Source organism: Haloplanus salinarum, assembly GCF_009762275.1.
GTDB classification, from domain to species: Archaea; Halobacteriota; Halobacteria; order Halobacteriales; family Haloferacaceae; genus Haloplanus; species Haloplanus salinarum.
The window spans coordinates 769,544-794,595 of the sequence record NZ_CP034345.1 but is presented as its reverse complement, the minus strand read 5'-3'; the positions used below and the strand labels follow the sequence as shown (position 1 = coordinate 794,595).

Here is a 25,052-nt window from a genome sequence, read left to right as displayed (position 1 = left end):
CGGTAACTTTTACGCGGCGGCTCCCGTTCGCTCGCGCATGAGCGACGAGTCCGACTTCCGCGTCGAACGGGACAGCCTCGGCGAGATTCGCGTGCCTGCGGACGCCTACTGGGGGGCCCAGACCCAACGTGCGGTCGAGAACTTCCCGATCAGCGACGCCCGCTTCGGTCGGCGGTTCGTCCGGGCGCTCGGCATCGTCAAGAAGTCCGCGGCGCGGGCCAACCGCGACCTGGACCTCCTCGAGGCGGACGTCGCCGACGCCATCGTCGCGGCGGCCGACGAAGTCATCGCCGGCGACCACGACGACCAGTTCCCGGTCGACGTCTTCCAGACGGGATCCGGCACCTCCTCGAACATGAACGCCAACGAGGTGATCGCCAACCGTGCGGCGGAGCTGATGGGCAGCGAGGTGGGCGACCGGATCGTCCACCCGAACGACCACGTCAACTTCGGCCAGTCCTCGAACGACGTGATCCCGACGGCGATGCACGTCGCCGCCCTGGAGGCGGTCGAGAAGGACCTGATCCCGGCCCTCGAGACGCTCGCCGCCGCCCTCGACGAGAAGGCCGCGGCGTTCGACGGCGTCGTCAAGACCGGCCGCACCCACCTGCAGGACGCCACGCCGGTCCGCCTGGGCCAGGAGTTCGGCGGCTACCGCACGCAGATCGAGAAGGGGATCGAGCGCTGTGAGTCGGTGGCCCCGCGCCTCGCCGAACTCGCCCTCGGCGGGACGGCGACGGGCACGGGGCTGAACACCCACCCCGAGTTCCCGGAACGGGCGGCCGCGTACATCGCCGAGGAGACGGGCCTCGACTTCCGCGAGGCCGACGACCACTTCGAGGCACAGGCCGCCCACGACGCGATGGGCGAGGCCCACGGCGCGCTCCGGACGGTCGCGGGCTCGATGAACAAGGTGGCCAACGACCTGCGACTCCTCGCCTCCGGACCCCGCAACGGTCTGGGCGAGATCGAACAGCCGGAGAACCAGCCCGGGAGTTCCATCATGCCCGGAAAGATCAACCCGGTCGTCGCCGAGGCGGTCAACCAGGTCCACACGCAGGTCGTCGGCAACGACGCCGCCGTCTCCGCGGGCGCCGCCGGCGGCCAGATCGACCTCAACCTCTACAAGCCGGTGATCGCTCACAACTTCCTGCAGTCGGCGTCCCTGCTCTCGAACGCCGCCGAGACGTTCGCCGAGAAGTTCGTGGCGAAACTGGAGGCCAACGAGGAACAGTGTGCCGAGGCCGTCGAGCGCTCGATGGCGCTCGCGACGGCGCTCAACCCCGCCATCGGCTACGACAAGGCTTCGGAGGTCGCGAAAGCGGCGCTGAAGGAGGGCAAGACCGTCCGCGAGGTGGCCGTCGGGAAGGGGTATCTCACGGAGGCGGAGGCCGACGAGGTGCTCGACCCCGAGCGGATGACCCACCGGGGGATCCTGAGCGGCGACGACGAGTGACCGGCGCGTCTCGGGACGCCGACGTGACCGAATCTCCGTGACGACGGCGGAAAGACGCCACGTTCGGCCGGAACCGCCCGTGTATGGAACCGAAGCGACACGTTCATAGTGGATGCTGTCGATGCTCAGCGTATGCCGCAGATGCACGTCTCCGCTCGCCGTGATCTCCTCGTCTGCCGAACGTGCGACGCCGAGTTCCCGGAGGGGCGCGCCACGAAGGACGGCTGGACCTACGAGTGTCCGGAGTGTGGCGAGGCGACCGGGCTCGGCGAGGGACTCCGTCGCGTCTGATCACGCCCGCCGTCGACGCAGGGCGCCGAGTGCCGCGACGAGCGCCAGCGCAGCGGCGCCCGCACCCGCACCGAATCCGGGCGCCGACCCCTCCGTTCCGGTTCGGTCCGTCCCCGTTTCGCGTTCGCTCTCGGTCCCGGTTTCGTTCTCGGCCGTCGTCGGCTCCGCCTCGGTGGCGACGGCGCCGTCCGGCCCCGCGCCCGCGACGAACGGGTGTCGCCCGCGGTCAACCTCCGTGCCGCTCGGGGTTCCGTCACCGTCCGGATCGAGGTCCGGGTCGGCCACGTAGTACCGCGGGTTCTCGGGCAGCGGCGGCAGCGCGTCGGTGGTGACGTACCGATCCAGCCACGGCCCGAGCGACTCGTCGCCGGCCACCTCGATCACGGCCTCCCGGAAGCTTCGGTAGTCGGCGAAGGGCTCCGAGCGCCCCGCGAACACGTCACGGAGCGTCCGCTCCCCGTCGGTGCGGCGTCTGATCTCCGCGTCCAGTGCGGCGAGGACGTGCGCGCCCTTGTCGTAGTGGGCGGTGGTCCCCCGCCAGGTCTCCGGATCGGTCAGGGTCACCGACTGTCGTTCGGGAGCGTACTCCTCGGCCCGGAGCCCCGCCCGGAAGGACTCGTAGTTCCCGACGCCGTCGTTGAGGGCGAACAGGTGGCCGTAATACTCCGCGCTCGCCTCGGTCAGCCACGTCGCGTCGCCGGTCCCCACCGTCCCCAGCCGCGTGTGGACGTACTCGTGGGTGAACACCCCGCCCGTGTCCCCCAGTCGGAGGCCCGACTCGCCGACCCAGAACGCCGTGTCGACGGTTGCGGCGTCGACGTTCGTGGTGTTCTCGTCGCTGACGGGCAGGACGAACACCGTGATCCGGTCGTGGCGGACGCCGAAATCGAAGCGCTCGTTCGCGGTGCGCAGGAAGGCCGTGGCCCGTTCGGTGTCGGCGTCGGCACCGAGGACGAACGTCGCGTTCTCGTCGGCGACGGTCACGTTCCGGCGGTCGTGCGGGCCGAGGTAGGCGAGGTGACTGCTCGCGTACCCCGGCTCCGCGTCGTCGACCGCGAAGGTCGTCGTTCGCGTCGGTCGCTCCGCGGCGCGGACCTGCACGCGGGTGCTCGGCTGGGAGACGAGCGCCCAGTCGTCGCGTTCGACCCCGCGGACGCCGTCGCCGAGCGTGTCGCCGACGGCCAGCCGGAGCGAGACGCTCGGCCGCTCGGTCTCGGTGTCCCACTCGAACCGAGTGCCCGTCGCGTGCTCGAACCCGTCGGTCTCCCCGACGGTGATTCCCGGCAGCGAGAGCACCGGCACGCCGACCCGGAGCCCCGACACCGAGTCCGGAATCCGGTACTCGAAGGTGAGCGTCACGCTCCCGGGCTCGTCGTTGCGCGAGGCGACGATTCGCTCCCCGAGCGTCGCGCCGTCCTGCTGTGTGAGCGTCCCGTCCGACGGCGACGCGTCGACGGCCGGTCGCCACCCATCGGTCGCGGTGGTCCGATCGGCCGTCGCGAGCGCGGGTGTCACGCCCGCGACGACGAGCAGTGCGACGACGACCACCGTCCCGACAGCGCGGACCCCACGAGCCGACATGGGCGGGGTTGGGAGGCGGTCGACAAGTATCTGTGGCCCCGATCCACCCGATCGGGGCGAGGGCCGAACGACGGACGGTCGTGACCGTCGATCCCACAACTCCACCAGTCAGCGGTGGTGGAGATCCGACACAATGAATAACGGGCGCCCACGATGCTGGACCAGTGCGACGGAAGAACAAGCTCTTGGTCACGACTGTGGGGGTTCTGGTCCTCCTGGGTGTGCTCGGAGCGACGAGCATGAACGCCTCGGCTGCGTTCGTCAGCCCGACACAACTCTCCGAGAAGAACTACAACGGGGAGTGGGTGAACCTCGAGGGATCCGTCGACGACCTCGAGACCGAGGGACGGACGGCGACGTTCGAGGTAGTCGACGGCAACCACTCGATGCGAGTCGTCTACGAGGGCACGCTTCCGGACACGATGGCGGAGAACCGCATCGTCGTGGCCAAAGGTCGGGTCGAGGGAGACAGAGTCGTCGCCAAACAGCTCTCGGTCCGTGCCCACGAGGGCTCCGAACGGCCGTCAGAGACTCGATGACCTCAGCGCCCCGAACGGGGCGGGCAACGGCGGCCACGATTCGCGTCGACGGCGTGACGAAGACCTACGGCCGGGTGACCGCCGTCGACGACGTCTCCTTCGCGGTGGACGCGGGGGAGACCGTCGGCCTGTTCGGCCCGAACGGCGCCGGCAAGACCACGCTGTTGCGGATGCTCGCGGGTCTGGTTCGGCCCACGGCCGGAACGATCTGTCTCGGCGGATCGGCGCTCACGCCGGACGACCACACCGTCTACCGTACGATCGGCGTCGTGACCCACGAGTCGATGCTGTACGACGACCTCACGGCCCGCGAGAACCTCCGCTTTCACGCCGCTCTCCACGACATCGACGACGCGGCGCGACGCTGCGAGTCGGTGCTCGAAACGGTGAACCTGGCCGGGCGGGCGAGCCGGCGACCGGCCGAGTTCTCACACGGTCTCCGCAAACGACTGTCGCTCGCGCGGGCACTCCTCCACCGTCCCGACGTCCTCCTGTTGGACGAACCGTACACCGGACTCGATCAGCGGTCGGTGGCCGACCTCGCGGCCGTCCTCGACACCTTCGGCGACCGAACCGTCGTGTTGACGACTCACGACCTCGACCGCGGCTTCGACCGGTGTGACCGCGCGCTCGTCGTCGACCGCGGTCGCCTGGAGACGGACGTCGATCTGGACGGCTCCTCGGCGACAGCCTTCGAATCGGCGTATCACGCCGCAATCGGCGTCGACGACGGGGCGGAGGGACGCTGATGCGGCGGTTTCTCGCCACGATCTACCGGATCGTCAGGAAGGACCTCCTGCTCGAGAGCCGGACGAAAAGCGTCACGACGACGATGGCGGTCTTTGCCTTGCTCGTCGTCCTCGCCTTCGCGTTCAGTTTCGTCAAGACGTTCCGGAACCCGGCGGTCCTCGGGCGCGGGGCCCTCTGGATCGCGTTCGTCTTCGGCGGGACCCTCGGCGTGACGAAGACGGCGGCCCTCGAGGATCGGAACGGCGCGCTCGATGGGATGCTGCTCGCCCCGGTGGATCGCTCGGCCGTCTACCTCGGGAAGGTGGCGAGTACGTCGCTGTTCGTCTTCGCGGTGAACGTGGTGACACTCGGGGCGACGACGGTCCTGCTCGACTACGCCCCGACGCCTCGGACGGTGGTCGCGCTGGTCGGCGTCGTCGCCGTCGCCGCCGTCGGCTTCGCCGCCGTGGGCGTCGTCGTCGCCACGCTTACCTTCCGCTCCGGACTCGACGAACTCGCCCTGCCGCTGTTGCTCGTTCCGCTCGTCGTCCCCGTGTTGCTCGCGGGCGTCGAACTCACCGCAGCGCTCACGACGGGTGCCCGGACGGGCACCTGGCTCCGCCTCCTCTGTCTCTACTCCGGGGTCCTGTTGCTGGCCGGGCTCGCAACGTTCGAGTTCGTCGTCGAAGAGTGATCGGCGTCGGCCTACCGGGCGTCGTTCAGGCGGCGTTCGAGTCTCGTCAGCCGGCGCTGGAGGTACGCCGTGTAGCCGAACAGCGCGACGAACAGGGTCGTGTAGCCGAACAGGAGGAGTGGTTCCATGCGTATCACCTCCGTGAGCGGTCGAGTCCACGGATTCGGTCTTCGACTTCGTGCACCTGGATGCGGAGTCCCAGGAGATAGACGTACAGGAACGTCGCCGCGACGACGGTCACGAGCAGCGTCGTGGGATCGATGTTCGCGCTGACCTGCGGGTTCCCGATGGTGGTCTCGTGGAACGTCGGCGTCCACAGTCGGGTGGAGGCATACGAGATGGGGACGGTGACGAACCCGATGACGCCGTACACCGCAGCGTATCGGTCGCCCGTCTCCGGGTCCGTCGACGACGACACCACGAGATACCCCGCGTAGATGAACCACACGATGAGGAAGGTCACGAGGCGGACGTCGGTCCACTCCCACCAGGAGTTCCAGATGACCTTGCCCCACGCGCTCCCGAGGACGAGCGTCACCGTCGCGAACAGAAACCCGAGTTCGCCGGCGCTGTGTGCCAGCCGACTCCAGAAACGTCCCCGATAGCGGAGGTAGAGGACGCTCCCGATGAACGTCGTTCCCAGCGCCGACGCGGCGACCCACGCGAGCGCAATGTGCCAGTACGCGAGGAGGTTTCCACCGTGTTCGATGCCGTACATCGTCTTCGAAGCGGTCCCGAACACGAGGGTGAAAGAGAGCACCCCGAAGAGCAGGCTCCCCCACTTCACGGTTCGACTCCGCGTCACCCGATGGAGCACCCCCGTGATTCGCCCCACGACGTGTGCGGCACTGAAGCGATTCGAGCGTGGCCGATTCCGTTCGTGTTCGTCAGGAGTCATTGTTTCAGAGCATGTCGGTTACCGAGGCGAGCGCGAGCTTGTCGATGTCGAACAGCACCGCCAGACCGAGCAGGACGAACGCGTACCCGGTAGCGGTGCGGAAGCCGTCGCCGCGTCCGTATTCGAGGAGTCGATTCCCGCCCGACCGGCCGAGGTAGGCGACGCCGAGCAAGGGGAGGGAGAAGCCGACACCGTAGGTAAACAGGAGCGCGGCACCGCTGGCGACGGTTGCCGTCGTCCCCACGTAGGCGAGGACGCCACCGAGAACCGGGCCGACGCAGGGCAGCCAGATGACGCCGAGCAACAGGCCGACCACGAAGGCGTTCGCGAGCGGGTGGCGCCGTTCGTCGACCCGACCGGTGAGGCCCGTCGCCCGGCTAGCGAGTCGAGAGGCGTATCGGGAGTAGATGTCGTTGACGTCGTCGTCGGCGAGCACTATCCCGAACGCGAGCATGAGGACGGCAAAGGGCGCGCGGATCGTCTCCGGCGTGATCGAACCGACGGAGCCGGTCACCACCCCGAGTACGGTGAACGTCAGCGTGCTCCCCGCGACGATGAGAACCGGTCGGAGCCGATGGCCGTTCGCACCGACGACGAGGACGGGAATCATCGGGAGACAGCACGGAGTCAGGATGGTCAGCACTCCCGCAAGAAAAACCGCAACCGTGGAGGGTGTCTCAATCATTCGGTCAGGGTCGTGTGGGGGGTGCCGAAGGCGTCAGTCCGCCGTCCGTGCGTCGCCGTCGGCTTCCATCGCCGACGTGACCGCACCTTGCGCGGTGATGGCCGACTGATTCGTCGCCGTCTCGTTCGTCGCCGTCTCGTTCGTCGCCGTCTCGTTCGTCGCCGTCTCGTTACCGACGTCCTCGTAGGTTCGGATCCAGGTGGTCTGCCACGAGCCGTCGACCGACTCGTTGCGGAGCGGCTGGTCGTACCGACTCGTGTCCTCCGGGATCATCTCCTCGGTGACTTCCGTGTCGTCGATGGGCATGCCCGCGAGCATCAGCTTCTTCGTCATCGGGTTCATCTCGTAGCCGAGACGCTGCTGCGTGCGGTTGTAGTAGATGCCCTCGTCCGGCGCACCGGCCGCCGCCCAGTCCTTCGGCTGGCGCGGCAGGTGCGGACGCTTGTGGGCGTTCATGAACCCGGCCACGTCCTGGACGTCCTCCCAGTTGGAGAACGTGTGTCCGGCACCGTAGGGCATCGCCTCGCGGATGAAGCCGGCGGAGGTGTACATCCGACCCATGCCGGCCCCGTCGTTGTAGGACCCCTCGCCCCACAGCGGCGGGTACTGCCCCTCGATACCCTGTCCGTCCGCACCGTGACAGGACGCACAGTTCTCGAGGTAGAGTTCGGCCCCGCGGACCGGGTTGACCTCGGACACCGGCACCTTCTCGTCACCCTCCGGCTTCTCGATGTGACGCCAGTACGGCGTCCGCTGACTCGGGGTCCCCTTGTTCAGCCAGACCATGTACGACTCCATGGCCTGCATCTCGCGGCTGTCGTACTCCGGCACGCCCTCTTCGGAGCCGGGCGAGTTCATACTCCGGAGGAAACAACCCATGATGCGCTGGCGCATGTCGCGCATCCGCTGGGTGCGACCCGTCCACTCGGGGTAGCCCGCGGCAGTGCCGACCAGCGGAATCATGTCGATGTCCTGGCCGACCATTCCGGTCGTCGTCGGGAGGGCACCGCCGCCGTGGCAGTTCGCACACGACAGGTCGTTCCCGACGTTTTCGGGCATCTCGTTCGACGTGTTCGCGAACAGCCGACGCCCCTCCCGGATGAGTTCGGCACGATGCTCGTTGTCCGGAAGCGTCGAGTTGTTCATCTGCTTGGGCTGGAACTGCACCTCCTCGCCAGCCGTCGGATCCTTGTAGTCGAACTCCTGCTCGCGCAGGTCCTCGCTGTACCACTTCTCTCCGGGCCACGTTCCCGGAAGCTTCCGGACGCCTCCCTCGCCCGCCGAGACGGCGCTCTCGCCGTTACCGCTGGCGTTGGCTTGCGGCGTCGCCGGCGCCTCCGCCTGTGGTCCCTCGGGACCTACGGCATCCATGCCGAGGTACGCGAGGACACCGTTGAGCGCGAAGACGACGACGACGGCGCCGATTACCGTCCCGACCAGGAGCAACCCAGGCTTGAGCCAGACGTTCGATTCGCCCTGGCTCATGCGAACTCCGTCGGCTGTTCCAAAGTTCCTATCATATCTCTGTATTCATATCCTCCGCTGTTGCGCAGTATTCCGGTATCCCTGCACACATGGTTAAAACTTTCTCCGCGGTCATCGACGTCGACCCGCGAATAGATACCTTTCGACCGCGTGGGTTCGTGCCCACGATCACACACCGGCGTCGAGGGATCGGCGACTCGGGAGCGAAAATTTTGGACGGCCTAAAATGAGTATTCTGGCTGCTAAAGCACTCTCATGTCTTCGACGAACGCGGCGGGAGTGACGAGACAGTAGGTTTTACTGGGGGAAGCAGTTACTGGGAGTCACCAATGAAGCCTCGAAAGGCGATGACACTCGCCTTCTTCGTGGTCTTGCTTAGTATTGGGTATTTTTCGATGCACGCGGCACCGACACTGAGCGACGAGAACTACTCGTATCACGGGGACACACGCTGGCAGACGAACATGACGGCCGCGGAGCAAACCGCCGCGTCCGAAGGGAGGCCAGTCATCGTCTACTTCTGGACGACTTGGTGTACGTACTGTGAGGATTACAACCAGAAGGTGTACTCCGATCCGACGGTGCAGTCGGAGCTAGAGGACTTCGTGAAGGTGGCGGTGAACATGGACGACGACGGGGAGTCTGCCTCGCGCCTCCAGCGGGAGTACAACGTCAACTACCCCCCACAGCACGTCATTATCACTCCGGAGGGCGAGGTGCTCGTCCGGATCAACGGCTACGCCGGTACCGAGGATTTCCTCTCGTACCTCGAAGCTGGCAAGCAACGATACGCGACGGGTGAGTCCCAATGAACGTCGGGTCAGTCCTCCTCTGGCTGGCCTTCGGCGCGTCGGCGTCGGCGGCCGTCATCCTCGCCCGCGCCTACCTCGTCGACGACGACGCGTATCTCGACGCCGTCTCGAAACTCACCCCCGCGGCCGCCGTGTTGCTGGTGGCGGCGCTGGTGCAGCTCACGTATCAGTTCGTCGTCACCGACTACTCGAACGCCTACGTCTGGGAGAACACGGCGTCCTACCTCCCCGTCCTCTATCGAGTGACCGGCGTCTACGCCGCCAACGAGGGCTCGGTGTTACTGTGGGCGGCCATCGTCTCGATCGTCGCCATGGTGGCCGGCGCAGTACGGGGCATTCCCGACCGTCACGCGAAACTGATCCACGCGCTCACGCTCGGCCTCGTCGCGTACTTTACCGGGATGTTGTTGGCCCAGAGCCCGTTCGCGTCGATTCGGTCACAGTTCCCCGGCGCCCCGCCTGGGTTCGTGCCGACGTCCGGGCAGGGGCTGAATCCCCTGCTCGTCGATCCGTACATGGCTATCCATCCGCCGGTGATGTTCACGGCGTACGCCCTGCTGGCGATGCCGTTCGCCATCGGTGCCGCCCACTTCGTCTCGCTGTTCCGGGGCAACGGCGGGGTCTTTCCGACGTGGCACGGGAGCGTCACCCGCTGGCTCCGTCTGAGTTGGCTGTTCCTGACCGGCGCCGTCGCGCTCGGCGGTCTCTGGTCGTACACCGTCCTCGGCTGGGGTGGAATCTGGGCGTGGGACCCCGTCGAGACGGCGATTCTGATCCCGTGGCTCTTTCTCACCGCGACGCTGCACGCCGTCACCGCTTACGAGCCGACGGGACGGTATCGCGTCCTCGCCCCCGCGATGACCGCGACGGTGTTCGCGCTCGCGGTGTACACCACGTCCGTCGTCCGGAGCGGCGTCTTCCGCAGCGTCCACTCCTTCGCCGACGGCGGTATCGGGGCGGCCTTCCTCGTCCTCATGGCGCTGACCGTCGCGCTCGGCATCGTCGCGCCGGTGGTGTACTGGCTGCGCGAGACGGACGACACCGACTCCGACGCGACGGGCCGCCGCTGGCTGCGTCGCTCGAACCTCCTCCACCTCGCCGTCCTCGGCTTCGGCCTGCTCACGTTCGTCTCGCTGTGGGGGCTCTCCTTCCCGCTCCTCCGGAAGGCCATCACCGGACTCGAAGTCTCGGTCGAAGCACGCTACTACAATCTCTGGAGTTACCCACTCGTCCTCGGCATTCTGCTGCTTCTCGGATTCTACATGGACTACGATCACGAGGGGGATCGACGGGCGCTCGTCGGCCTCGGCGTGTTCACCGCCGCGACGTTCGTCGGCGCAGTCGTAGCCCCGTCCGAGACGTGGCAGTTGGCGACGACCCGTCCCGACGACGCCGTCGTCTACCGGGTCGTCGGCTCGTCGAGTGCTCTGTCGGTGCTGCCCCCGGTCGCCTACGCCATTCTGGGCACGGTGAAACGCACCGGTGGCCGAATCCTGGCAACGACGTCCCGAAACGCGAAGCTGAAGCAGACGGGGATCACCTTCATCCACGTCGGGGCCGCCCTGCTCGTCCTCTCGCTTCCGTTCATGTACCTCTTCGCGGGACAGGCATCCGTGATGGCGACCGGCGTCGGCGACGGGTCGATGGACACCTCCCGGCAGCCGATTCAGGGTGCCGACTACTCGGTCCGTATCCTCGAACACTCCCGAACCGAATTCCCGCAGGACCCCTCGGTGGAGACCTACGCCCTCTCGACCGATCAGGTGGTCCGGCGGGGCGCCTCGTTGAACGGCTCCGTCCAGACGGTGCACGGGACGGTGACGGACGTGCGCGACGGACCGCGAGCGACGGTCGTCCAACTCGACGGGTCGAGCGTCTGGCTCGGCCTCCCCGACACCGAGATCAACGCCTCGGTGGCCCCCGGACAGCGCGTCGTCGCACGCGGCCAACTGATGTGGAACTTCGTGCCGAGTGCGGACGCCGTCGTCCTCGTCGGCCCGGAGACGGTCGGTCCGGTGGCCGATCCCCCCGAGAGCGTCGTCCCGACACGCGTCGTCGTGGAGGGCGTGTCGCTCGCGGTGTACGACGGCGACCGGCTCCGTGCCTCGGGAATCGCTGGCCAGCGACGCTACCCCGAGCAGGGCGGAATGCAGGTCAGGGACGTCATCGTCGACCGCGGCCTCGTCTCAGACACCTACGTCATCGCGGGTGTCAGTGATGGCACCGCCTCGATAACGGTCAAACGCATCCCCTTCGTCACGCTGATGCGCCTCGCTATCGTCCTGCTGATGCTCGGTATGAGTCTCGTCGCCCTGTTCGATCCCCGCTACGGCGCGGTGACCGACGCCGCCGCCCCCGACACGAATCGCGACGCGAATCCGGAGGTCGCAGACTGATATGAAACGCATCCTCACGCTCCTCGTCGTTCTCGGCTGTCTCGCCGCCGTTCCGACCGCCACGGCCACGACGTCGGTGTCCGGCACCGTCACCGTCGACGGCGACACCGCGGACGGAGCACAGGTGACCGTCGTTCCCGTGACCGAGTCGCTGCAACGCGCCGGTGACCCCGCGCGAACGACGGTCAGCGGGTCGTCGTTCTCGGTCGACGTTGCCGACGCCCCCCAATACGCCGTCCGGGTCTCGTACGAAGGGACGACCCACTACGAGGTACTCCGGAACACGACGCGGGCGACGATTCACCTCTCGGGATCGGTCGACGGCCGCGTGGTCGACGACGACGGCTCGCCGCTGTCCGGCGTCGCGGTCCAGGTAACCGACGACAGCGGGTTCGTCGTGACACGGGTCGAGACCGGCGACGACGGCGAGTTCTCCGTCGGCCCAGTGGAAGAAAACGAGACGTACCGGCTTCGGGCAACCGTCGACGGGGTTCCCTACCGCCGGACGGCGAGCGCTGCCGAGAACGGGACGACGATCGTCGCGCGGCCGCCGATCACCGACGCGGCGCGCCTGAGCGTCGCCAACGACAGCCGGAACCCCCACGTCCTGCAGGTGGTGCCACCGGGGAACGAATCGAGCGCCCCGAGCGTAATCGAGACGGTAACCCTCCGGAACCCGACCGACCGCCCGTTCGTCGGCCTCGTCGAACTCCACATGCCGACGAACGCCACGCCCTACGCCGGGATGGTCGCGGGTGAGGAGGCCGAGTACCGACGGACGGATGCCGGCGTCGAACTCAACGTCTCCGTCCCCGCGAACGGCGTCACACGAGTCGGCGTCGCCTACGACCTCACGGGTCCCGTGGTCGAGACGGCGCCGAGGCGGGCCACCGGGTCGCTCACCGTCGTCGTCCAGGGGTACGACCCGAACGCCATCGATCACTCCGAGAACCTCCGCGTCGGCGACGCACCGATTCCCATGCTCGTCAGTGACGGTCCCGTCGACGCCGGCGAACGAATCCGACTCGACCTCGACGGCGCGCGAACTCGGGGGAGCGCCACGGGCGCCGACGCCGGGACGGGGAACGCCGGTGCGGGGGAGTCCGCGGCGGTCGCCGCGGACGACGGCGCGGCCGAGAACAACACCATCCCGCCGTTCCCCGGCCTACCGATCCTCGGTGCCGTCGGCGGGATGGTAGTCGTCGGACTCGTGGGCTATCGACTGTTCCCGGGGGACGGAGACGGCTGAGCGGCCTCGGCGAATGCTCGCGACGCCACCTAGTCGTCGAGTCGCTCGGCGGCGTCGCGGTTCAGGAGGGGTTCGGCGTTCGGCGTCGGCAGCGTCACCACGTCCTCGCTCGCGAGGTCGTACTCCCGTTCGTCGACGCCGAATATCTCGCCCACGTCGCTGGTGATCCGCAGGGTCGTGCGCTCGGTCCCCGTCTCGCCGCCGTCCGGGGCCGGCGAGTCGTCGGGGGCGGGCGCCTCCGGCTCGGGATCCGCGGTCGGGGGCGACGGTGTCGGTTCGGGTTCGGCCTCGGCGGACCCGGTCCCCTCCCCGCCCATCGCCTCCGCGAGGATGTCGTCCGGTGCGGGGGGCGCCTCCGCATCGTCGGACGGGTCGGGGGGCGCCTCCGCATCGTCGGACGGGTCGGGGGACGGCGGCGACGGGTCGGACGCGGCGGCGTCGACGTCCGCCGGCGGTCGGTCGTCGGTCGACGTCGTGGCCTCGGTCGTCTCCGGATCCGGCGCCGACACGGGCGTCGCGTCCGCACCCTCGGCGTCCGCCGGCGACTCGCCGGCGAGCGTCTCGAGGACGGTCTCCCGGTTGTCCTCGATGCGGGCGACCAGATCCTCGAAGAGGTCGCGCTCCTCGGTCGTGAGGCCCTCGTCCTCGGTGGCCATGCCGGCGGCGGCGAAGGTCGCGCGCTTGACGATCTTGCCGATCCGGCGCTCGTAGATGCTCTCGACGACCTCCTCGGCCGTCTCGATTTCGTCCGTGAGGCGGCTCACCTCGGGCGAGGAGAAGGGGTCGTCGGCCGCCGCGGCGACGCGTTCGCGTTCGGCCTTGCGCTCGGCGACGTAGTCCGCGACGTCCCGATAGAACGAGTCCCGAAGGTGTTGGAGGCTGTCTTTCTGCCGTTCGGTGCGCTGAACCGTGCGCAGTTCCTCGACCTTCATTCTTTCACCTTCCGGGCCCGGCCGCGTGTCATCAGGAACACGCCGACACACTCCGGTACCGATTGCTCTCCTGCGTCCACCGTAAACGTGTCGCCGTCGAGTTCGAGGGTCCCCGGTTCGGTCACCGCGACCCGCACGGACCGCCGGGTGAACCGCTCGGGGACGGCGTCGACCAGGGGGTCGAACCCGTCGATCTCGTCGCGGTCGAGCCGTCGGACCACCAGGCCGCTCCCGCCGTGGAGCGTCCCGGGCAGGCGAATCAGGCGGCGGGTGTCGGTCGTCACCGGTTCGTCGATCGGCGCCGTCTCGGCGGCGACCGTCTCCTCGGCGAGTGCCTCGACCAGCCGTCTGGCCCCCGGGCCGCCGGCCTCGACGTTCCCCCGGTCGACCGCGCGCTCGTTGTCGACGAAGGCGTCGAGGAGCGTCTCGGCCCGGCCCTCGCCGATGCCGTCGAACGCGGTGAGTCGATCGGTCGCCTCGTCGTCGGGGAGCTCTCGGAGCTCCGTGACGAAGGACTGCAGGCGGCGGTGGGTGCGCCGGCCCCACCCACCCTCGGTGCGGAGTTCCCGTCGCGTCGCCCCGCCGACGGCCCGCGTCCGCACCAGCCCCTCGACGTCGAGGTCGACGGCGCGGATGTAGTCGACCACCTCGCGCCGCGCCGCCGAGTCGAGGTCGGCGACCCCCTCGTCGCGGACGTGGACGTGATAGCCGCGGCCGCCCGAGAAGACGACGGTCACGTCCTCGAACCCGAAGTCCGTCTCCAGCAGGTCGAGTAGCCGACGGAGCGCGTCCTTGCAGGCCGCGAGCATCTCGGCGTACGTCGCCGTCTCGGGGTCGACGCTCGGGAGGTGATCGGCGTCGAGGTCGAAGACGAGATCCGCGCCCTGCCACCCCTTCCCGTCCATCGACCCCGCGCCGGGGTCGTCGTAGCGCGCGGCCGAGAAGTAGACGTGCCGTGGCGCCTCGCGCTGGAGGAAGTCGGCGACGTCGCCGAGGTCGTAGATCGACCGGTGGCGGACCATCGTGGTCGACCCGCTCGTCCAGGGGATATGTCCCCACTCCCGGCGCTCAGGCGCGGGCGGGAGCGACGGCTCGGCGCTCCGGTAGTAGTCGCCGAACCGCCCCGAGAGGTAATCGCGCGTACGTCGATCCATTCCGATACGGGGTGGAACGGGCACGGTATAGAGGCTTGTGATCGAGCGATCCCCGCCGTGGAAACGCTTTTTTTTCGGGGACGGCGAGTGACGAACATGGACGTCGGGGCGGGCACGCTGGCGACGGCACCACCGATCGGGTCCGTGGAGTGGCTACGGTGGCTGTGGGGGTTCGGCGTCGTGCGGGCGGCCGTCGCCGCCCTGGTCGTCGCCGCCGGGGTCGTCCTCTCGAAGTTCCTCGTCCGCCTGCTCGGCCGCCCGGTCGCCCGCCGGTTTCAGCGACAGAGCGTCGCCCAGACGGTCCTCGGGCTGTTGCGCGTCTCGACGGTGATGGCCGCGACCCTGATCGCGGCGAGCATGGTCGGTCTCGGCATCGGCGACATCGTCCTCTCGGTGACCGTCTTCTCGGCGGTCCTCGGTATCGTCCTCGCGCCCATCGTCGGGAGCGTCATCACCGGCCTGTTCGTGCTGGCGGACAACCCCTACGAAATCGGCGACATGATCGAACTCGAGGACGGCCGACGTGGGTTCGTCGACGACATCACGATCCGGTATACGAAGATCCTCACGCTCGACAACACCTTCCTCGTGGTGCCGAACGCCCAGATGCGCGAGCGGGACGTGACCAACTTCTCCGCCGAGGACGAGCGGACGCGGCTCTCGATCCCCCTCCTCGTCACCTACGAGGGGGACATCGACACCGCCCGCAGCCTCATGGAGCGGGCCGCCCGCAACTGCGAGGGCGTGATCGAAGGCGGCCCGGACATCCGCATCGGCAGCGCGCGCTACCCGGCGAAGCCGACCTGCATGATCGGCGACTACGCCGACAGCGGCGTCAGGCTCGTCCTCCGGTTCTGGGTGCGGACCCCCTACAAGATCCCGCGGATCGAATCGACCGTCCGCGAGCACATCCGTGAGAACCTCGACGACGTCGACGTCGAGATCGCCTACCCCCACCAACACCTGCTGTTCGACGAGACCAGTGGTCGGGCACGCGTGGCCGTCGAGGACGGCTCCCGACCGACGCCCGACCGCGACGACGCCCCGGCGACCCGGACCGCGGAGGCGGAGGGCGTGGCCGACCCGAACGGATCGGGCTCGACCCCGGAGTGACTACCCGCCGACCGTGATAACCTCGCAGTCGAGTTCCTCCCGCAGGAACTCGTCGATGTCGGGTTCGTCGAGGAACCGAGCGACGGCGCGTCGCAACCGCCCGACCTGCTTCGAGCCGATGACCACCACGTCCGCGCTCTCGGCCGCCACCTCGTCGAGGATCGTCTCCTCGACGAGAAAGCCCCGGCGCACCACGTAGCGGGCCCGGGCGACGCGCCCGAACTCCGATTCCACGGAGCCTTTCAGATCCGTCCGCGTCACCTCGCCGCTCTCCTGGTAGAGGTCGACGTGCATCACCGTGAGGTCGGCGTCGCGGTCCTCGGCGATCCGGATGGCCTCCGCGAGCGTCGCCCGGGAGTGATTGCTGAGCGGATACCGTACCGGGACGACAACCAGCGTCATGAACCCAACAAGCTCACCGGACGGTTTTAACCTGTTCTATCCGGCCAACTGGGCGCCGGTCGGGTCGGGGGCAGCGACGGCCCCGTGGGCGACTCATACGGATTGTGACTGTTCACCCGCGGTTCGCCGCCACGGTCCGGCGAACCACCGGTACTGACTTACAACAACCCGTATCACTCCTCGAGTTCGAACGCCACCTCGACTTCGGCCTGATACTCGCGGTTCTCGACGCCCGCGATCTCCACCCCGAGTTCTTCCACCTCCAGCCACTTGACGCGGTCGAGCGTATCCGTCGCGCGGTCGATGGCGTCGTCGACGGCGTCGTCGAAACTGTCCGGACTCCGGCCGATCAGCGTGATCTTCTTGAAAACCATTGGTCGGTCGCTCCACGGAGACGTTCGCTCAGCGACACCTTAAATCCACGTCCCGAAGCCAGTCGGACCGACGGAGCACGCCGCCGACGGCGACGGCGACGACGACGGCCAGTGCCGCCGCGAGGAGGCCGGTCGGGTCCGGTAAAAGGGGGCCGAGGACGGCGCCGACGACGACGCCGACGAGGACACACAGGACGGTTCGGAGGGAACGGTCGACCATCGGCGGCGATAGTCGACGGTGACGGGAGTCGGTTGTGGTCGATCACGGCGGCTCCGTCGCGACCGGCGACGACCGCTCGTACACCTCGCGGAGGGTGCGCTCGGCCCAGGCTACCGCGGCGGGGCGGTCGGTGCCGAGCAGGACGCGAACGCGGTCGGTCGTTCGGTCGTGGATCGACAGTCGAACGCTCCGCTCGCCGTCGGTTTCGAACAGGTACAGTCCCGAGTGGAGCGGCTCGGGGTACGCTCGGACCGTGACGTGTGGCAGGTCGAGCACCCGTTCGAGGTCGACGCCGTGGTACGAGCGCAGGACTTCGACGGAGTCCGGACAGAACGCCACCTCGAGTTCGAGCGAGCCGTCGAACATCCGTTCGCGGACCTCGGCGGCGAAGGCCGGCCTGATCGTCCCGCGGACGAGCCGACACCGATCGGCCGTCAGGAACGCGTCGATCAGCCGTTCCCCGGGTGCGTGTGTGTCGTCCTCGACGGTCACGATGGTCGTCTCGCCGAAGAAAGCGGGCGGCGGGCGAAGCGGTTCGTCGAGGGCGTCCAGATACGGCGCCAGCCGCAGGAGTTCGTCGGCGCTCGACGCGGCGTCGCGGTAGAGCACTGCGACGAGGTCGCCGGTGGCGGTCGACCCGACCTCGCCGTTGGCGTCGGTGACGAGACCGAGTTCCGAGAGTTCGGCCACCGCGCGGTCGACCGTCGACCGCGAGACCGACAGGGCCGACACCAGCGCCCGCTTCTCCCGTGGCCCCTCACGGAGTTCGTCGAGCAGGTCGGCGCGCCGAGCCACGGTCTCCCAGAGCGCCGCCGATGAGTCACCCGACATGAGTCCGTTGGGGGTCCCTGCCCCACGGACATAACTCTTCGTTCGCTCACGGCGTGCGTCATCGACCCCACCGTTTCCACGGCGTGCGTACGCCGGGTGGGGCTGGGCGACCGCGTGCGGGAACGTGGCGTGGGCGCAGGAGGTAACACTATGCCGTCGGAGTGCACGCTTCGGACCATGGATCGAGGGGAGCGTGGACCGACGGCCGAGAGGACGGTGTGGGCCTGGTGAGCCATGGCGCCACAACTCCGCCCCGCCGAACCCGACCGACTCTCCCGGGACGCGCTGTTCTCGATGTTGCGAAACGAGCGGCGTCGCGAGGTCATCAACTACCTGCGTGACCGCGAGGGGCCGGTCGACCTGCGGGAGCTGAGCGAACACGTCGCCGCCATCGAGAACGATTGCGCGCCCGACGAGGTCACGTACAAACAGCGCAAGCGGGTCCAGACGGCGCTCTACCAGATGCACCTCCCGAAACTCGCCGACCGGGACATCGTCGACTACGACCGGCGGGCGGGACGGGTTGCGCTCGCCGACGGCGCCGAGGCCTGTCTCGCGTACCTCGATGCCGTCACCGATCGGGAGCGGGGCGACTGGTGGCGACGGTATCTCGTCGTCGCCGCCGCCGTCACGGTCCCGGTGGCGCTGGCCGCCGCCGGGGTCCCACCCTTCGCTGCGGTGCCCGGACTGGGCTACGCGGTCCTCGCGTCGGGGCTCTTCGCCGCCGTCTCGGTCGCCCAGGCCCTCGACGAGCGCTAGGCGTCCGTGTTCTCGAAGCGTGCGGAGAGCACGCCCACCAGATCAGTCAGGTGGGCCGTCCCCCACACCGCGACGATGATTCCGCCGAGCGTGTCGAACAGCAGGTCGAGCATCGTGTCGTCGAGACCGTACTGCGTGAGGACGCTCTGGGTGCCCGATAGCGAGGCGACGCCCGCGACGCCGAACTCGATGACCTCCCAGAACACGCCGAAGGCGAGGACGAAAAGCAGGATGAACACGAACATGAACCGCTCGGGGAGCGAGACGTCGTCCGAGTGGAGTTCGATGGCGCGGGCGGTCGCGTAGCCCGCCGCGGCGACGATGGAGGACGACAGCGTGTGGGTGAGGTGGTCCCACCACCAGACGCTGCGATAGAGGTTGACGCTCGCTCCCGGCAGCCCGGCGGTCCCGAGCGAGTGGAGGAAGACGGCCACGGTGATCCAGAGGGTCAGGGCGGGATCCATCGGGATCTGATAATCGCGTTCGAGTATCGCGGGTAAGTGGGTCACGCCGAGGCCGATGACCGCATTGACGACGATGCCCGGATTGCCGTCGTAGAGTCCGACGCCGACGAACCCGACGAGGGTCAACTGCATGGCCCGCGAGAGCTGTCGTTGCCGACGTTCGCTCAGCCCCAGATAGTCGCGCAGACGCATCAGTCCTCACCACCCGCATCGGTCGGATAGCGGGGCGTGGCGTCGGCGAAGCGCCGGAAGTAATACTCGAAGACCACGCCGGCGACGACGCCGGCGACCGTCGCGGCCACGAAGTCCCACATGAGCGCCGTCTCGATGACGTGTTCGTCCCGCCCGTCGAGCAGGACGCTCGTCCCGAGCAGCGTATCGGAGAGCCACCGCGCCTCGGCCCAGACTCCTGCGGTGGCGACGGTGGCGACGACCACGAAAAGCACCGCGAAGGAGTGGGTCATCCGCACCGGCGTGAACACGTCGAGTTCGACCGCGATGATGAGCGCGGCGGCCGCGACGGCGACGTACGTCGTGATCCGCCCCGTGAGCGTCACGCCGCCGACGGTCCGACCGACGACGAGCAGGCGACCCAGTGCCGGGACGGATGCGAGCGCCAGCACCTCCCACGGAACCATCGCGTCGACGCGGCGGCGGGCGACCGCCGGCGCGACGGCGAGGGCGGCGAGGGCGAGGGTGAACCCCGCCCAGAGCGGGCGACCGCCGCCGACCGCGACGCCCGCGGAGACGAGAAGGATCCCGACGAACGCCCATCCGAGGGCGGCGTTCAGGCCCCGGCGTTCGAACAGATCGAGGAGCCCCGGCGAGGGGCGGGGTTCGGGAGTCGACATCGGTAGACGTTCGGGTGGGCCCGGTCAAATCGCTTGGGATGAGCGGTGCCGTCACCGGCCGTGGCTCGGCGGCTCGTCGCGCCGACGGATGGCCCTCACTCGTAGACGTCGACGAACCGCGGCTCGGCGGCGTCGACGAGCGTCGCCCGCGGGAGCGGGAACACCGTCTCCGGCGTTCCGGCCGCGGCCCAGAGGGTGTCGTACGCCTCGAATGCGGGGTCGGCCAGCGTCGGGAGGTCGGTGTCGTGACAGAACGGGGGGACGCCGCCGATACTCCACCCGGTCGCCGCCTTGACCGTCGCGGCGTCGGCGGACCGGACCCGGTCGGGATCGGCGTCGAACTCCGCGGCCAGTGCCCCCTCGTCGACGCGGTTGGCGCCGCTGGTCAGGACGAGGACGGGCCGGTCGCCCACCTGCATGACGATGCTCTTGACGATCTGGCCGACCGCACAGTCGACGGCCGTCGCGGCCGCCGCCGCGGTCTGCGTTCCGTCCGGGAACTCGTGGACCTCGACCTCGATCCCGTGTCGGTCCCGTGCCCGCTCGATGAAGGATTCGACCGTCGGATGCATACCGGGCGGTCGGCCCCACCTCGGTTAGTCGTGACGGTCGGCGCGAGGTCGTCGCCTACCCGTCCGCCTCGAAGAGTTCGGTGAGCGACGCTTCGAGCACGTCGAGCGCCGTCGTCGCGTGCGCGAGGTCGATACACTCGTCGACGGTGTGTGCCTGATCGAGGTCCCCGGGACCCCACGTGATCGCCGGCGTTCCGGCGTCGTTGACGAAGTTGCGCACGTCGGTCGAGGCCTCGATCCCCCACGGATCGTCCGGGACGCCCGCAATCTCGGCGGACTGCTCGCGGAAGACCGACGCGAGCGGGTTGTCGACCGGGATCTCTGCCGGTTCGTAGGTCCGGGTCCGTTCCCAGTCCGTCCGGACGCCGTGCTCGGACTCGACATCGTCGAGCAGGGCGTCGACCTCCGCGTCGATGTCGGTCACGTCCTCGGACGGCAGCAGGCGTCTGTCGACGGTGATCGTCGCGCTCCCGGGGACGACGTTCTCCTTCACCCCCGTTTCGAGACACGTCGTCGTCGCGTACGCCGGGCCGAGCAGGTCGTGACGGCGCTCGCGGACCCGTGTGTCGTACGCGTCGAGTGCGTCCAGGACGGGCCGCGCGTTCGCGATGGCGTTGTCGCCCTGGTCGGGACGGCTCGCGTGGGATGGGTCGCCCGCGACGGTGATCTCGTACCACGCCAGCCCCTTCTCGCTGGTCGCGGTGCGCATCCCCGTCGGTTCGAGGACGACGCCGTAATCCCCGTCGTATCCGGATTCGAGGAGCGTCTTCGTCCCCGGTTCGGCGGTCTCCTCGCCCATCGCGGCGTGGAAGACGACGCTCCCGTCGACCTTGCCGCCGTCGAAGGCCGACGCGAAGTCCGCAGTCGCCAACATCCCGAGCGCCACGCCCGTCTTCATGTCGGCGCTCCCGCGTCCGTAGAGGGTTCCGTCAACCACCGCGGCGCCGTAGGGGTCGTGTGTCCACTTCGAGCGGTCGCCGGCGGGGACGACGTCGATGTGGCCGTTGAGGACGACCGTCGGCTCCCCGTCGCCGACCCGGGCGGCGACCTGCGGGCGGTCCGGGTCCGGCCGCGTTACGAGGTCGGCGTCGATACCCCGGTCGGCGAACCACTCGTGGACGAACTCCGCGACGGCGGCCTCGTTGCCCGGCGGGTTCTCCGACTCGCGGGCGACGAGTTCCGAGACGATGCGTTCGAGCCGATCGCTGTGTGTGCTCATCGGTCAGCCTCCGAGGTACAGCTGTTTGACTTCCGGATCGTCCGCGAGCTTGTCACTCACGTCGACGTACTCCACGTTACCCATCTCGATGACGTAGCCGCGGTCGGTGTTGTCGAGGGCCTTCGCGGCGTTCTGTTCGACCATCAGGATGCTCACGTCGGCGGCCTGGACCCTGTTGATGAGGTCGAACACCTCGTCGACGAGGTTGGGAGCCAGCCCCAGCGACGGCTCGTCGAGGACCAGCAGGTCCGGATCGATCATCAGCGCCCGTGCGATGGAGACCATCTGCTGTTCGCCGCCGCTCATCGTCTTGATCTTCTGGCCCAGTCGCTCCTCGATCCGCGGGAACAGGTCGTAGACGAACTCGAGGCTCTCCTGTTTCGCGTCGTCGTCGAGGAGCCAGGCGCCCATATCGAGGTGTTCGCTGACGGTCATCTCCGGGAACGTCGACGCCCCCTGTGGGACGATGCTGATGCCCCGTTCGATGAGGTCCTCCGTCTCGGCGTCGGTTACGTCCTCGCCGTTGAAGCGGATGGTCCCCGACCAGCAGGGGATGTAGCCGGTCAGCGTCTTCAGGACGGTCGATTTCCCGGCGCCGTTCGGCCCGATGATACAGACCGATTCGCCGTCCGCGACGTGGAGGTCGACCCCGTGAACGATCTCGTTGTTGCCGTAGCCGCTGGTGATGTCCTCGGCGTCGAGGATCGGGTCGGCGCTCACGCCCCCTCACCTCCGAAGTACGCCTCGATGACTCTGTCGTCGTTCTGGATCTGCTTCGGTGGTCCTCGGGTGAGCAGTCGTCCGGAGTTCATGACGACGATGTCCTCACACTCGGACATGATGACGTCCATGTCGTGTTCGACGAAGACGAACGTCGTTCCCTCGTCGTGCATCTCGTGGATCAGATCGAGGATCTTGTTCTCCATGGTCGGGTTGACGCCAGCGAGCGGTTCGTCGAGCAGGATGATCTCCGGATCGAGCATCAGCGCCTGTGAGATGCTGATGAGCTTCTGCTGGCCGAACGAGAGCCCCTCGGCCAGGATGTCGCTCTTTTCGGTGAGTTCGATCACGTCGAGGAGTTCGTCGGCGCGCTCGCGGGGCTGGTCCGACAGCTGACTCGCCACGAGCAGGTTCTCCCGGACCGTCATCTGTCCGAGGACGCGGGTCTGCTGGAACGTCCGCACGAGGCCGAGTTCGACGTTCCGTTCGAGCGAGTTGCCGGTGATGTCCTGCCCGTCGTAGTTGACGGTCCCGCCGTCGGGGGTCTGAACGCCGGTGATGAGGTCGAACAGCGTCGACTTCCCCGCCCCGTTGGGACCGATCAGGCCGAGGATCTGGCCCCGCTCGACGTCGAACGAGACGTCGTCGACGGCGACGAGGCTGCCGTACTCCTTGCGGATCGACTCGATTTCGAGGATCGAATCGCCGCTCATAATGACCTCCGTCGGGGGAGCAGGCCCTTGTCCTTGAGTCGCTCGACCAGCCCACGCGGCAGGAAGATCACCACGAACATGATGGCGAGCCCGAAGAAGAACTGGTGGAGCGTCGGGAACGACGACCACAGCAGCTCCGAGACGATGATGAAGGCGACGCCGCCGAGGATCGGGCCGAGGACGGTCCCCGGCGAGCCGAACAGCACCATCACGATCGGCAACTCGGTGTACCGGATGTCGAACACGGTCTGTGGGTCGATATACGAGAGGTTGAAGGCGAGGAGTCCGCCCGCGATGCCGGCGATCATGGAGTGGACGAACATCGCGAGCAGTTTCTCACGCGTCGCCTTGACGCCCAACGCCGACGCGAGGAGTTCGTCCTCCCGGATGGCGAGCAGCCGAAGCCCGAGCGGGGAGTTGGCCAGCCGGTAGGTGAAATAGCCCGCCCCGACCGCCAGCACCACCGCCAGGTAGTACTGTTCGGTGTACGACAGCGCCGGGAAAAACGAGATCCCGGACCCGCCGCGGGTGATCCCCGAGAGGTACTCGGTCGACATCGCGAGCCGGCCCGCCGTCGCCAGCGACAGCATCGCGATGGCGAAGTACGCGCCGTCCAGCCGGAGGATCGGCGCGCTGATGATCGTCCCGAAGACGGCGGTCACCAGCCCCGCGAGCAGGAGCGCGGCGAACCACGGCAGTCCGAAGTCGACGATGGTGATGACGGTCACGTACGCACCGAGTCCGACGAACCCGGCGTATCCGAAGTTGATGTAGCCGGTGAACCCCGAGAGGATGTTCCAGCCGAACCCGAGGGTGATGAACAGGAAGATGATGAACAGCACCTGGACGAGGTAGTTGTTCAGGAACTGCGGGAGCGTCAACAGGGCGCCGACCACTACCGCCAGGGCGACCGCCCGGTGGACGACCGACAGCGAGTCGAGGGTGTCTTCGATACGTCCGCCGAGTGACGTGGCTCCGTCGGGGAGTTCGATGGTTCCCATGGTATCAGTCCTCCGTATCCACGCGGCCGAACAGTCCCTGCGGGCGGACGAGCAGCGTCAGGATCAACACCACGAACGCCAACAGCGAGGCGATGGTCGGCGTGGCGTAGAAGGTCCCGAACGACTCCACGATCCCGAACCCGATGCCCGCGACGAGCGCCCCGATCAGACTCCCGAGGCCGCCGACCACGACGACCACGAACGCACGGAGCAGGTACTCGAGGCCCATCGCGGGGAAGATCGTATAGAGGATGCCGGCGATGCCGCCGGCGATACCCGCCAGCGACGCGCCGAGGCCGAACGTCACCATCCTGACCCGCTTGGTCCGGATGCCACAGGCGCGTGCGATGTCCGCGTTCTGTGAGGTGGCCCGGATCGCCTTCCCCCAGTCGGTGTACTTGAGGAACGCGAAGAACAGGGCCGCCGAGACGACCGACAGCACGAACGCGAACGGTCGGTTCAGCGAGAACGAGGCCGGACCGACGGTGACCGATTCGCTCAGGAACGAGACCGCCTGGTACGACGTGTTTATCGAGTACGTCGCCAGTCCCCTGATCGTCAACGCGAGGCCGAAGGTGAAGATCAGCGTCGTGAGTTCGTTGCTCAGGTCGATCCGCTCGAGCAGTCCCCACTGGATGGCCACCCCGATGACGAACGTCACCGGGACGACCAGGATGATGCTGATCAACGGATGGAGGTCGAACAGCGACCACCCGAAGAAGGTGAGATACGCCCCGATCATCAGGAACTCGCCGTGTGCGAGGTTGATGACGTTCTGCACGCCGAATACGAGACTCAATCCCAGCGCCGCGAGCCCGTAGAACGCCCCGAGGAAGATCCCCAAGACGACCAACTCGATGAGTAGTTCGTGTAATGCCATTGTTGTCGATGTCGTATGTGTGTGGAGAGCGG

At 68.1% G+C, this 25,052-nt stretch carries 29 protein-coding genes; 10 read left to right on the top strand and 19 right to left on the bottom strand.

Annotated features, from left to right (window positions below; genetic code table 11):
* Positions 1–37 precede the first annotated feature (37 nt).
* A complete protein-coding gene (locus EI982_RS05325; protein WP_157688498.1) occupies positions 38–1,456 on the top strand; it encodes a class II fumarate hydratase in 1,419 nt (472 codons plus the stop codon).
* A gap of 132 nt (positions 1,457–1,588) precedes the next feature.
* Entirely contained in the window at positions 1,589–1,747 is a 159-nt protein-coding gene (locus EI982_RS18280; RefSeq protein WP_199243738.1) for an HVO_2901 family zinc finger protein, read from the top strand.
* On the opposite strand, the gene EI982_RS05320 is transcribed toward EI982_RS18280, so the two are convergent.
* On the bottom strand, positions 1,748–3,328 hold the full coding sequence (locus tag EI982_RS05320; RefSeq protein ID WP_157688497.1) for a M61 metallopeptidase family protein: 1,581 nt from the start codon (positions 3,326–3,328) through the stop codon (positions 1,748–1,750).
* A 164-nt stretch (positions 3,329–3,492) separates the two neighbouring features.
* Between EI982_RS05320 and EI982_RS05315 the strand changes: the two genes are divergently transcribed.
* Genes EI982_RS05315 through EI982_RS05305 form a run of 3 tightly spaced genes read left to right on the top strand, consistent with a single transcriptional unit; the run spans position 3,493 to position 5,290 of the window.
* Positions 3,493–3,867: a cytochrome c maturation protein CcmE domain-containing protein gene (locus tag EI982_RS05315; RefSeq protein ID WP_157688496.1), complete on the top strand. Its 375-nt coding sequence runs from the start codon at positions 3,493–3,495 to the stop codon at positions 3,865–3,867.
* Entirely contained in the window at positions 3,864–4,616 is a 753-nt protein-coding gene (gene ccmA, locus EI982_RS05310; RefSeq protein ID WP_157688495.1) for a heme ABC exporter ATP-binding protein CcmA, read from the top strand. Before EI982_RS05315 ends, ccmA begins: the two co-directional genes overlap by 4 nt.
* Complete coding sequence (locus EI982_RS05305; RefSeq protein ID WP_157688494.1) at positions 4,616–5,290, top strand: heme exporter protein CcmB; 675 nt, start codon at positions 4,616–4,618, stop codon at positions 5,288–5,290. The genes ccmA and EI982_RS05305 overlap by 1 nt, the downstream gene beginning before the upstream one ends.
* A gap of 11 nt (positions 5,291–5,301) precedes the next feature.
* Here EI982_RS05305 and EI982_RS05300 read toward each other — a convergent pair whose 3' ends face one another.
* From EI982_RS05300 to EI982_RS05285, 4 genes are all read right to left on the bottom strand, one after another.
* Complete coding sequence (locus tag EI982_RS05300; RefSeq protein WP_157688493.1) at positions 5,302–5,418, bottom strand: CcmD family protein; 117 nt, start codon at positions 5,416–5,418, stop codon at positions 5,302–5,304.
* A gap of 5 nt (positions 5,419–5,423) precedes the next feature.
* Positions 5,424–6,077: a cytochrome c biogenesis protein gene (locus EI982_RS05295; protein WP_199243736.1), complete on the bottom strand. Its 654-nt coding sequence runs from the start codon at positions 6,075–6,077 to the stop codon at positions 5,424–5,426.
* A gap of 115 nt (positions 6,078–6,192) precedes the next feature.
* The gene (locus tag EI982_RS05290; protein WP_233255293.1) at positions 6,193–6,798 is read right to left on the bottom strand and encodes a cytochrome c biogenesis CcdA family protein; all 606 of its coding nucleotides are present in this window, start codon (positions 6,796–6,798) and stop codon (positions 6,193–6,195) included.
* A gap of 108 nt (positions 6,799–6,906) precedes the next feature.
* Positions 6,907–8,358, bottom strand: a complete 1,452-nt coding sequence (locus tag EI982_RS05285) for a c-type cytochrome (RefSeq protein ID WP_199243734.1) — start codon at positions 8,356–8,358, stop codon at positions 6,907–6,909.
* A 329-nt stretch (positions 8,359–8,687) separates the two neighbouring features.
* On the opposite strand from EI982_RS05285, the gene EI982_RS05280 reads away from it, so the two are divergent.
* The 3 genes from EI982_RS05280 to EI982_RS05270 are packed head-to-tail and all read left to right on the top strand — an operon-like array spanning position 8,688 to position 12,815.
* A complete protein-coding gene (locus EI982_RS05280) occupies positions 8,688–9,170 on the top strand; it encodes a thioredoxin family protein (RefSeq protein WP_199243733.1) in 483 nt (160 codons plus the stop codon).
* Positions 9,167–11,566, top strand: coding sequence for a cytochrome c biogenesis protein CcsA (ccsA, locus tag EI982_RS05275; protein WP_157688491.1), 2,400 nt, complete (start codon positions 9,167–9,169; stop codon positions 11,564–11,566). The genes EI982_RS05280 and ccsA overlap by 4 nt, the downstream gene beginning before the upstream one ends.
* A gap of 1 nt (position 11,567) precedes the next feature.
* Positions 11,568–12,815 (top strand): carboxypeptidase-like regulatory domain-containing protein, encoded by a 1,248-nt coding sequence (locus EI982_RS05270; RefSeq protein ID WP_157688490.1) that lies wholly within the window; start codon positions 11,568–11,570, stop codon positions 12,813–12,815.
* Between the two features lie 29 nt (positions 12,816–12,844).
* Here the strand turns inward: EI982_RS05270 and EI982_RS05265 are convergent, their stop codons facing one another.
* Together EI982_RS05265 and priS are read right to left on the bottom strand one after the other, a co-directional pair.
* Positions 12,845–13,747, bottom strand: coding sequence for a hypothetical protein (locus EI982_RS05265; protein WP_157688489.1), 903 nt, complete (start codon positions 13,745–13,747; stop codon positions 12,845–12,847).
* On the bottom strand, positions 13,744–14,901 hold the full coding sequence (gene priS / locus EI982_RS05260) for a DNA primase small subunit PriS (RefSeq protein WP_157688488.1): 1,158 nt from the start codon (positions 14,899–14,901) through the stop codon (positions 13,744–13,746). The genes EI982_RS05265 and priS overlap by 4 nt, the downstream gene beginning before the upstream one ends.
* A 96-nt stretch (positions 14,902–14,997) precedes the next feature.
* On the opposite strand from priS, the gene EI982_RS05255 reads away from it, so the two are divergent.
* On the top strand, positions 14,998–16,014 hold the full coding sequence (locus EI982_RS05255) for a mechanosensitive ion channel family protein (protein ID WP_157688487.1): 1,017 nt from the start codon (positions 14,998–15,000) through the stop codon (positions 16,012–16,014).
* Here EI982_RS05255 and EI982_RS05250 read toward each other — a convergent pair whose 3' ends face one another.
* From EI982_RS05250 to EI982_RS05235, 4 genes are all read right to left on the bottom strand, one after another.
* Positions 16,015–16,416, bottom strand: coding sequence for a universal stress protein (locus EI982_RS05250; RefSeq protein ID WP_157688486.1), 402 nt, complete (start codon positions 16,414–16,416; stop codon positions 16,015–16,017).
* 173 nt (positions 16,417–16,589) lie between these two features.
* Entirely contained in the window at positions 16,590–16,790 is a 201-nt protein-coding gene (locus tag EI982_RS05245; protein WP_157688485.1) for a dodecin, read from the bottom strand.
* Positions 16,791–16,818: 28 nt separating this feature from the next.
* On the bottom strand, positions 16,819–17,010 hold the full coding sequence (locus EI982_RS05240) for a hypothetical protein (protein WP_157688484.1): 192 nt from the start codon (positions 17,008–17,010) through the stop codon (positions 16,819–16,821).
* 42 nt (positions 17,011–17,052) lie between these two features.
* Complete coding sequence (locus tag EI982_RS05235) at positions 17,053–17,841, bottom strand: helix-turn-helix transcriptional regulator (RefSeq protein ID WP_157688483.1); 789 nt, start codon at positions 17,839–17,841, stop codon at positions 17,053–17,055.
* Between the two features lie 234 nt (positions 17,842–18,075).
* Between EI982_RS05235 and EI982_RS05230 the strand changes: the two genes are divergently transcribed.
* Complete coding sequence (locus tag EI982_RS05230; protein ID WP_157688482.1) at positions 18,076–18,600, top strand: DUF7344 domain-containing protein; 525 nt, start codon at positions 18,076–18,078, stop codon at positions 18,598–18,600.
* Here the strand turns inward: EI982_RS05230 and EI982_RS05225 are convergent.
* The 8 genes from EI982_RS05225 to EI982_RS05190 form a co-directional block, all read right to left on the bottom strand.
* Complete coding sequence (locus EI982_RS05225; RefSeq protein ID WP_157688481.1) at positions 18,597–19,256, bottom strand: DUF2238 domain-containing protein; 660 nt, start codon at positions 19,254–19,256, stop codon at positions 18,597–18,599. The genes EI982_RS05230 and EI982_RS05225 overlap by 4 nt on opposite strands.
* Positions 19,256–19,915, bottom strand: coding sequence for a hypothetical protein (locus EI982_RS05220; RefSeq protein ID WP_157688480.1), 660 nt, complete (start codon positions 19,913–19,915; stop codon positions 19,256–19,258). The genes EI982_RS05225 and EI982_RS05220 overlap by 1 nt, the downstream gene beginning before the upstream one ends.
* Positions 19,916–20,010: 95 nt before the next feature.
* Complete coding sequence (locus tag EI982_RS05215) at positions 20,011–20,487, bottom strand: YbaK/EbsC family protein (protein WP_157688479.1); 477 nt, start codon at positions 20,485–20,487, stop codon at positions 20,011–20,013.
* Positions 20,488–20,542: 55 nt separating this feature from the next.
* Positions 20,543–21,706, bottom strand: a complete 1,164-nt coding sequence (locus EI982_RS05210) for a M20 family metallopeptidase (protein WP_157688478.1) — start codon at positions 21,704–21,706, stop codon at positions 20,543–20,545.
* Between the two features lie 3 nt (positions 21,707–21,709).
* Positions 21,710–22,426, bottom strand: coding sequence for an ABC transporter ATP-binding protein (locus tag EI982_RS05205; protein ID WP_157688477.1), 717 nt, complete (start codon positions 22,424–22,426; stop codon positions 21,710–21,712).
* Entirely contained in the window at positions 22,423–23,139 is a 717-nt protein-coding gene (locus EI982_RS05200) for an ABC transporter ATP-binding protein (protein WP_157688476.1), read from the bottom strand. The genes EI982_RS05205 and EI982_RS05200 overlap by 4 nt, the downstream gene beginning before the upstream one ends.
* A complete protein-coding gene (locus EI982_RS05195; protein ID WP_157688475.1) occupies positions 23,136–24,140 on the bottom strand; it encodes a branched-chain amino acid ABC transporter permease in 1,005 nt (334 codons plus the stop codon). The genes EI982_RS05200 and EI982_RS05195 overlap by 4 nt, the downstream gene beginning before the upstream one ends.
* Before the next feature lie 4 nt (positions 24,141–24,144).
* Positions 24,145–25,020, bottom strand: a complete 876-nt coding sequence (locus EI982_RS05190) for a branched-chain amino acid ABC transporter permease (RefSeq protein WP_157688474.1) — start codon at positions 25,018–25,020, stop codon at positions 24,145–24,147.
* Between the last annotated feature and the right edge of the window lie 32 nt (positions 25,021–25,052).

Excerpts from the sequence above, each read along its gene's own strand:
- EI982_RS05240 (WP_157688484.1), bottom strand. The coding sequence starts at position 17,010 with ATGGTCGACCGTTCCCTCCGAACCGTCCTGTGTGTCCTCGTCGGCGTC.
- EI982_RS05195 (WP_157688475.1), bottom strand. The coding sequence starts at position 24,140 with ATGGGAACCATCGAACTCCCCGACGGAGCCACGTCACTCGGCGGACGT.
- EI982_RS05210 (WP_157688478.1), bottom strand. The coding sequence starts at position 21,706 with ATGAGCACACACAGCGATCGGCTCGAACGCATCGTCTCGGAACTCGTC.
- EI982_RS05245 (WP_157688485.1), bottom strand. The coding sequence starts at position 16,790 with ATGGTTTTCAAGAAGATCACGCTGATCGGCCGGAGTCCGGACAGTTTC.
- EI982_RS05270 (WP_157688490.1), top strand. The coding sequence starts at position 11,568 with ATGAAACGCATCCTCACGCTCCTCGTCGTTCTCGGCTGTCTCGCCGCC.
- ccsA (WP_157688491.1), top strand. The coding sequence starts at position 9,167 with ATGAACGTCGGGTCAGTCCTCCTCTGGCTGGCCTTCGGCGCGTCGGCG.
- EI982_RS05300 (WP_157688493.1), bottom strand. The coding sequence starts at position 5,418 with ATGGAACCACTCCTCCTGTTCGGCTACACGACCCTGTTCGTCGCGCTG.
- ccmA (WP_157688495.1), top strand. The coding sequence starts at position 3,864 with ATGACCTCAGCGCCCCGAACGGGGCGGGCAACGGCGGCCACGATTCGC.
- EI982_RS05280 (WP_199243733.1), top strand. The coding sequence starts at position 8,688 with ATGAAGCCTCGAAAGGCGATGACACTCGCCTTCTTCGTGGTCTTGCTT.
- EI982_RS05320 (WP_157688497.1), bottom strand. The coding sequence starts at position 3,328 with ATGTCGGCTCGTGGGGTCCGCGCTGTCGGGACGGTGGTCGTCGTCGCA.
- EI982_RS05325 (WP_157688498.1), top strand. The coding sequence starts at position 38 with ATGAGCGACGAGTCCGACTTCCGCGTCGAACGGGACAGCCTCGGCGAG.
- EI982_RS05190 (WP_157688474.1), bottom strand. The coding sequence starts at position 25,020 with ATGGCATTACACGAACTACTCATCGAGTTGGTCGTCTTGGGGATCTTC.
- EI982_RS05235 (WP_157688483.1), bottom strand. The coding sequence starts at position 17,841 with ATGTCGGGTGACTCATCGGCGGCGCTCTGGGAGACCGTGGCTCGGCGC.
- EI982_RS05225 (WP_157688481.1), bottom strand. The coding sequence starts at position 19,256 with ATGCGTCTGCGCGACTATCTGGGGCTGAGCGAACGTCGGCAACGACAG.
- EI982_RS05220 (WP_157688480.1), bottom strand. The coding sequence starts at position 19,915 with ATGTCGACTCCCGAACCCCGCCCCTCGCCGGGGCTCCTCGATCTGTTC.
- EI982_RS05290 (WP_233255293.1), bottom strand. The coding sequence starts at position 6,798 with ATGATTCCCGTCCTCGTCGTCGGTGCGAACGGCCATCGGCTCCGACCG.
- EI982_RS05250 (WP_157688486.1), bottom strand. The coding sequence starts at position 16,416 with ATGACGCTGGTTGTCGTCCCGGTACGGTATCCGCTCAGCAATCACTCC.
- EI982_RS18280 (WP_199243738.1), top strand. The coding sequence starts at position 1,589 with ATGCCGCAGATGCACGTCTCCGCTCGCCGTGATCTCCTCGTCTGCCGA.
- EI982_RS05305 (WP_157688494.1), top strand. The coding sequence starts at position 4,616 with ATGCGGCGGTTTCTCGCCACGATCTACCGGATCGTCAGGAAGGACCTC.
- EI982_RS05200 (WP_157688476.1), bottom strand. The coding sequence starts at position 23,139 with ATGAGCGGCGATTCGATCCTCGAAATCGAGTCGATCCGCAAGGAGTAC.
- priS (WP_157688488.1), bottom strand. The coding sequence starts at position 14,901 with ATGGATCGACGTACGCGCGATTACCTCTCGGGGCGGTTCGGCGACTAC.
- EI982_RS05255 (WP_157688487.1), top strand. The coding sequence starts at position 14,998 with ATGGACGTCGGGGCGGGCACGCTGGCGACGGCACCACCGATCGGGTCC.
- EI982_RS05215 (WP_157688479.1), bottom strand. The coding sequence starts at position 20,487 with ATGCATCCGACGGTCGAATCCTTCATCGAGCGGGCACGGGACCGACAC.
- EI982_RS05285 (WP_199243734.1), bottom strand. The coding sequence starts at position 8,358 with ATGAGCCAGGGCGAATCGAACGTCTGGCTCAAGCCTGGGTTGCTCCTG.
- EI982_RS05230 (WP_157688482.1), top strand. The coding sequence starts at position 18,076 with ATGGCGCCACAACTCCGCCCCGCCGAACCCGACCGACTCTCCCGGGAC.
- EI982_RS05265 (WP_157688489.1), bottom strand. The coding sequence starts at position 13,747 with ATGAAGGTCGAGGAACTGCGCACGGTTCAGCGCACCGAACGGCAGAAA.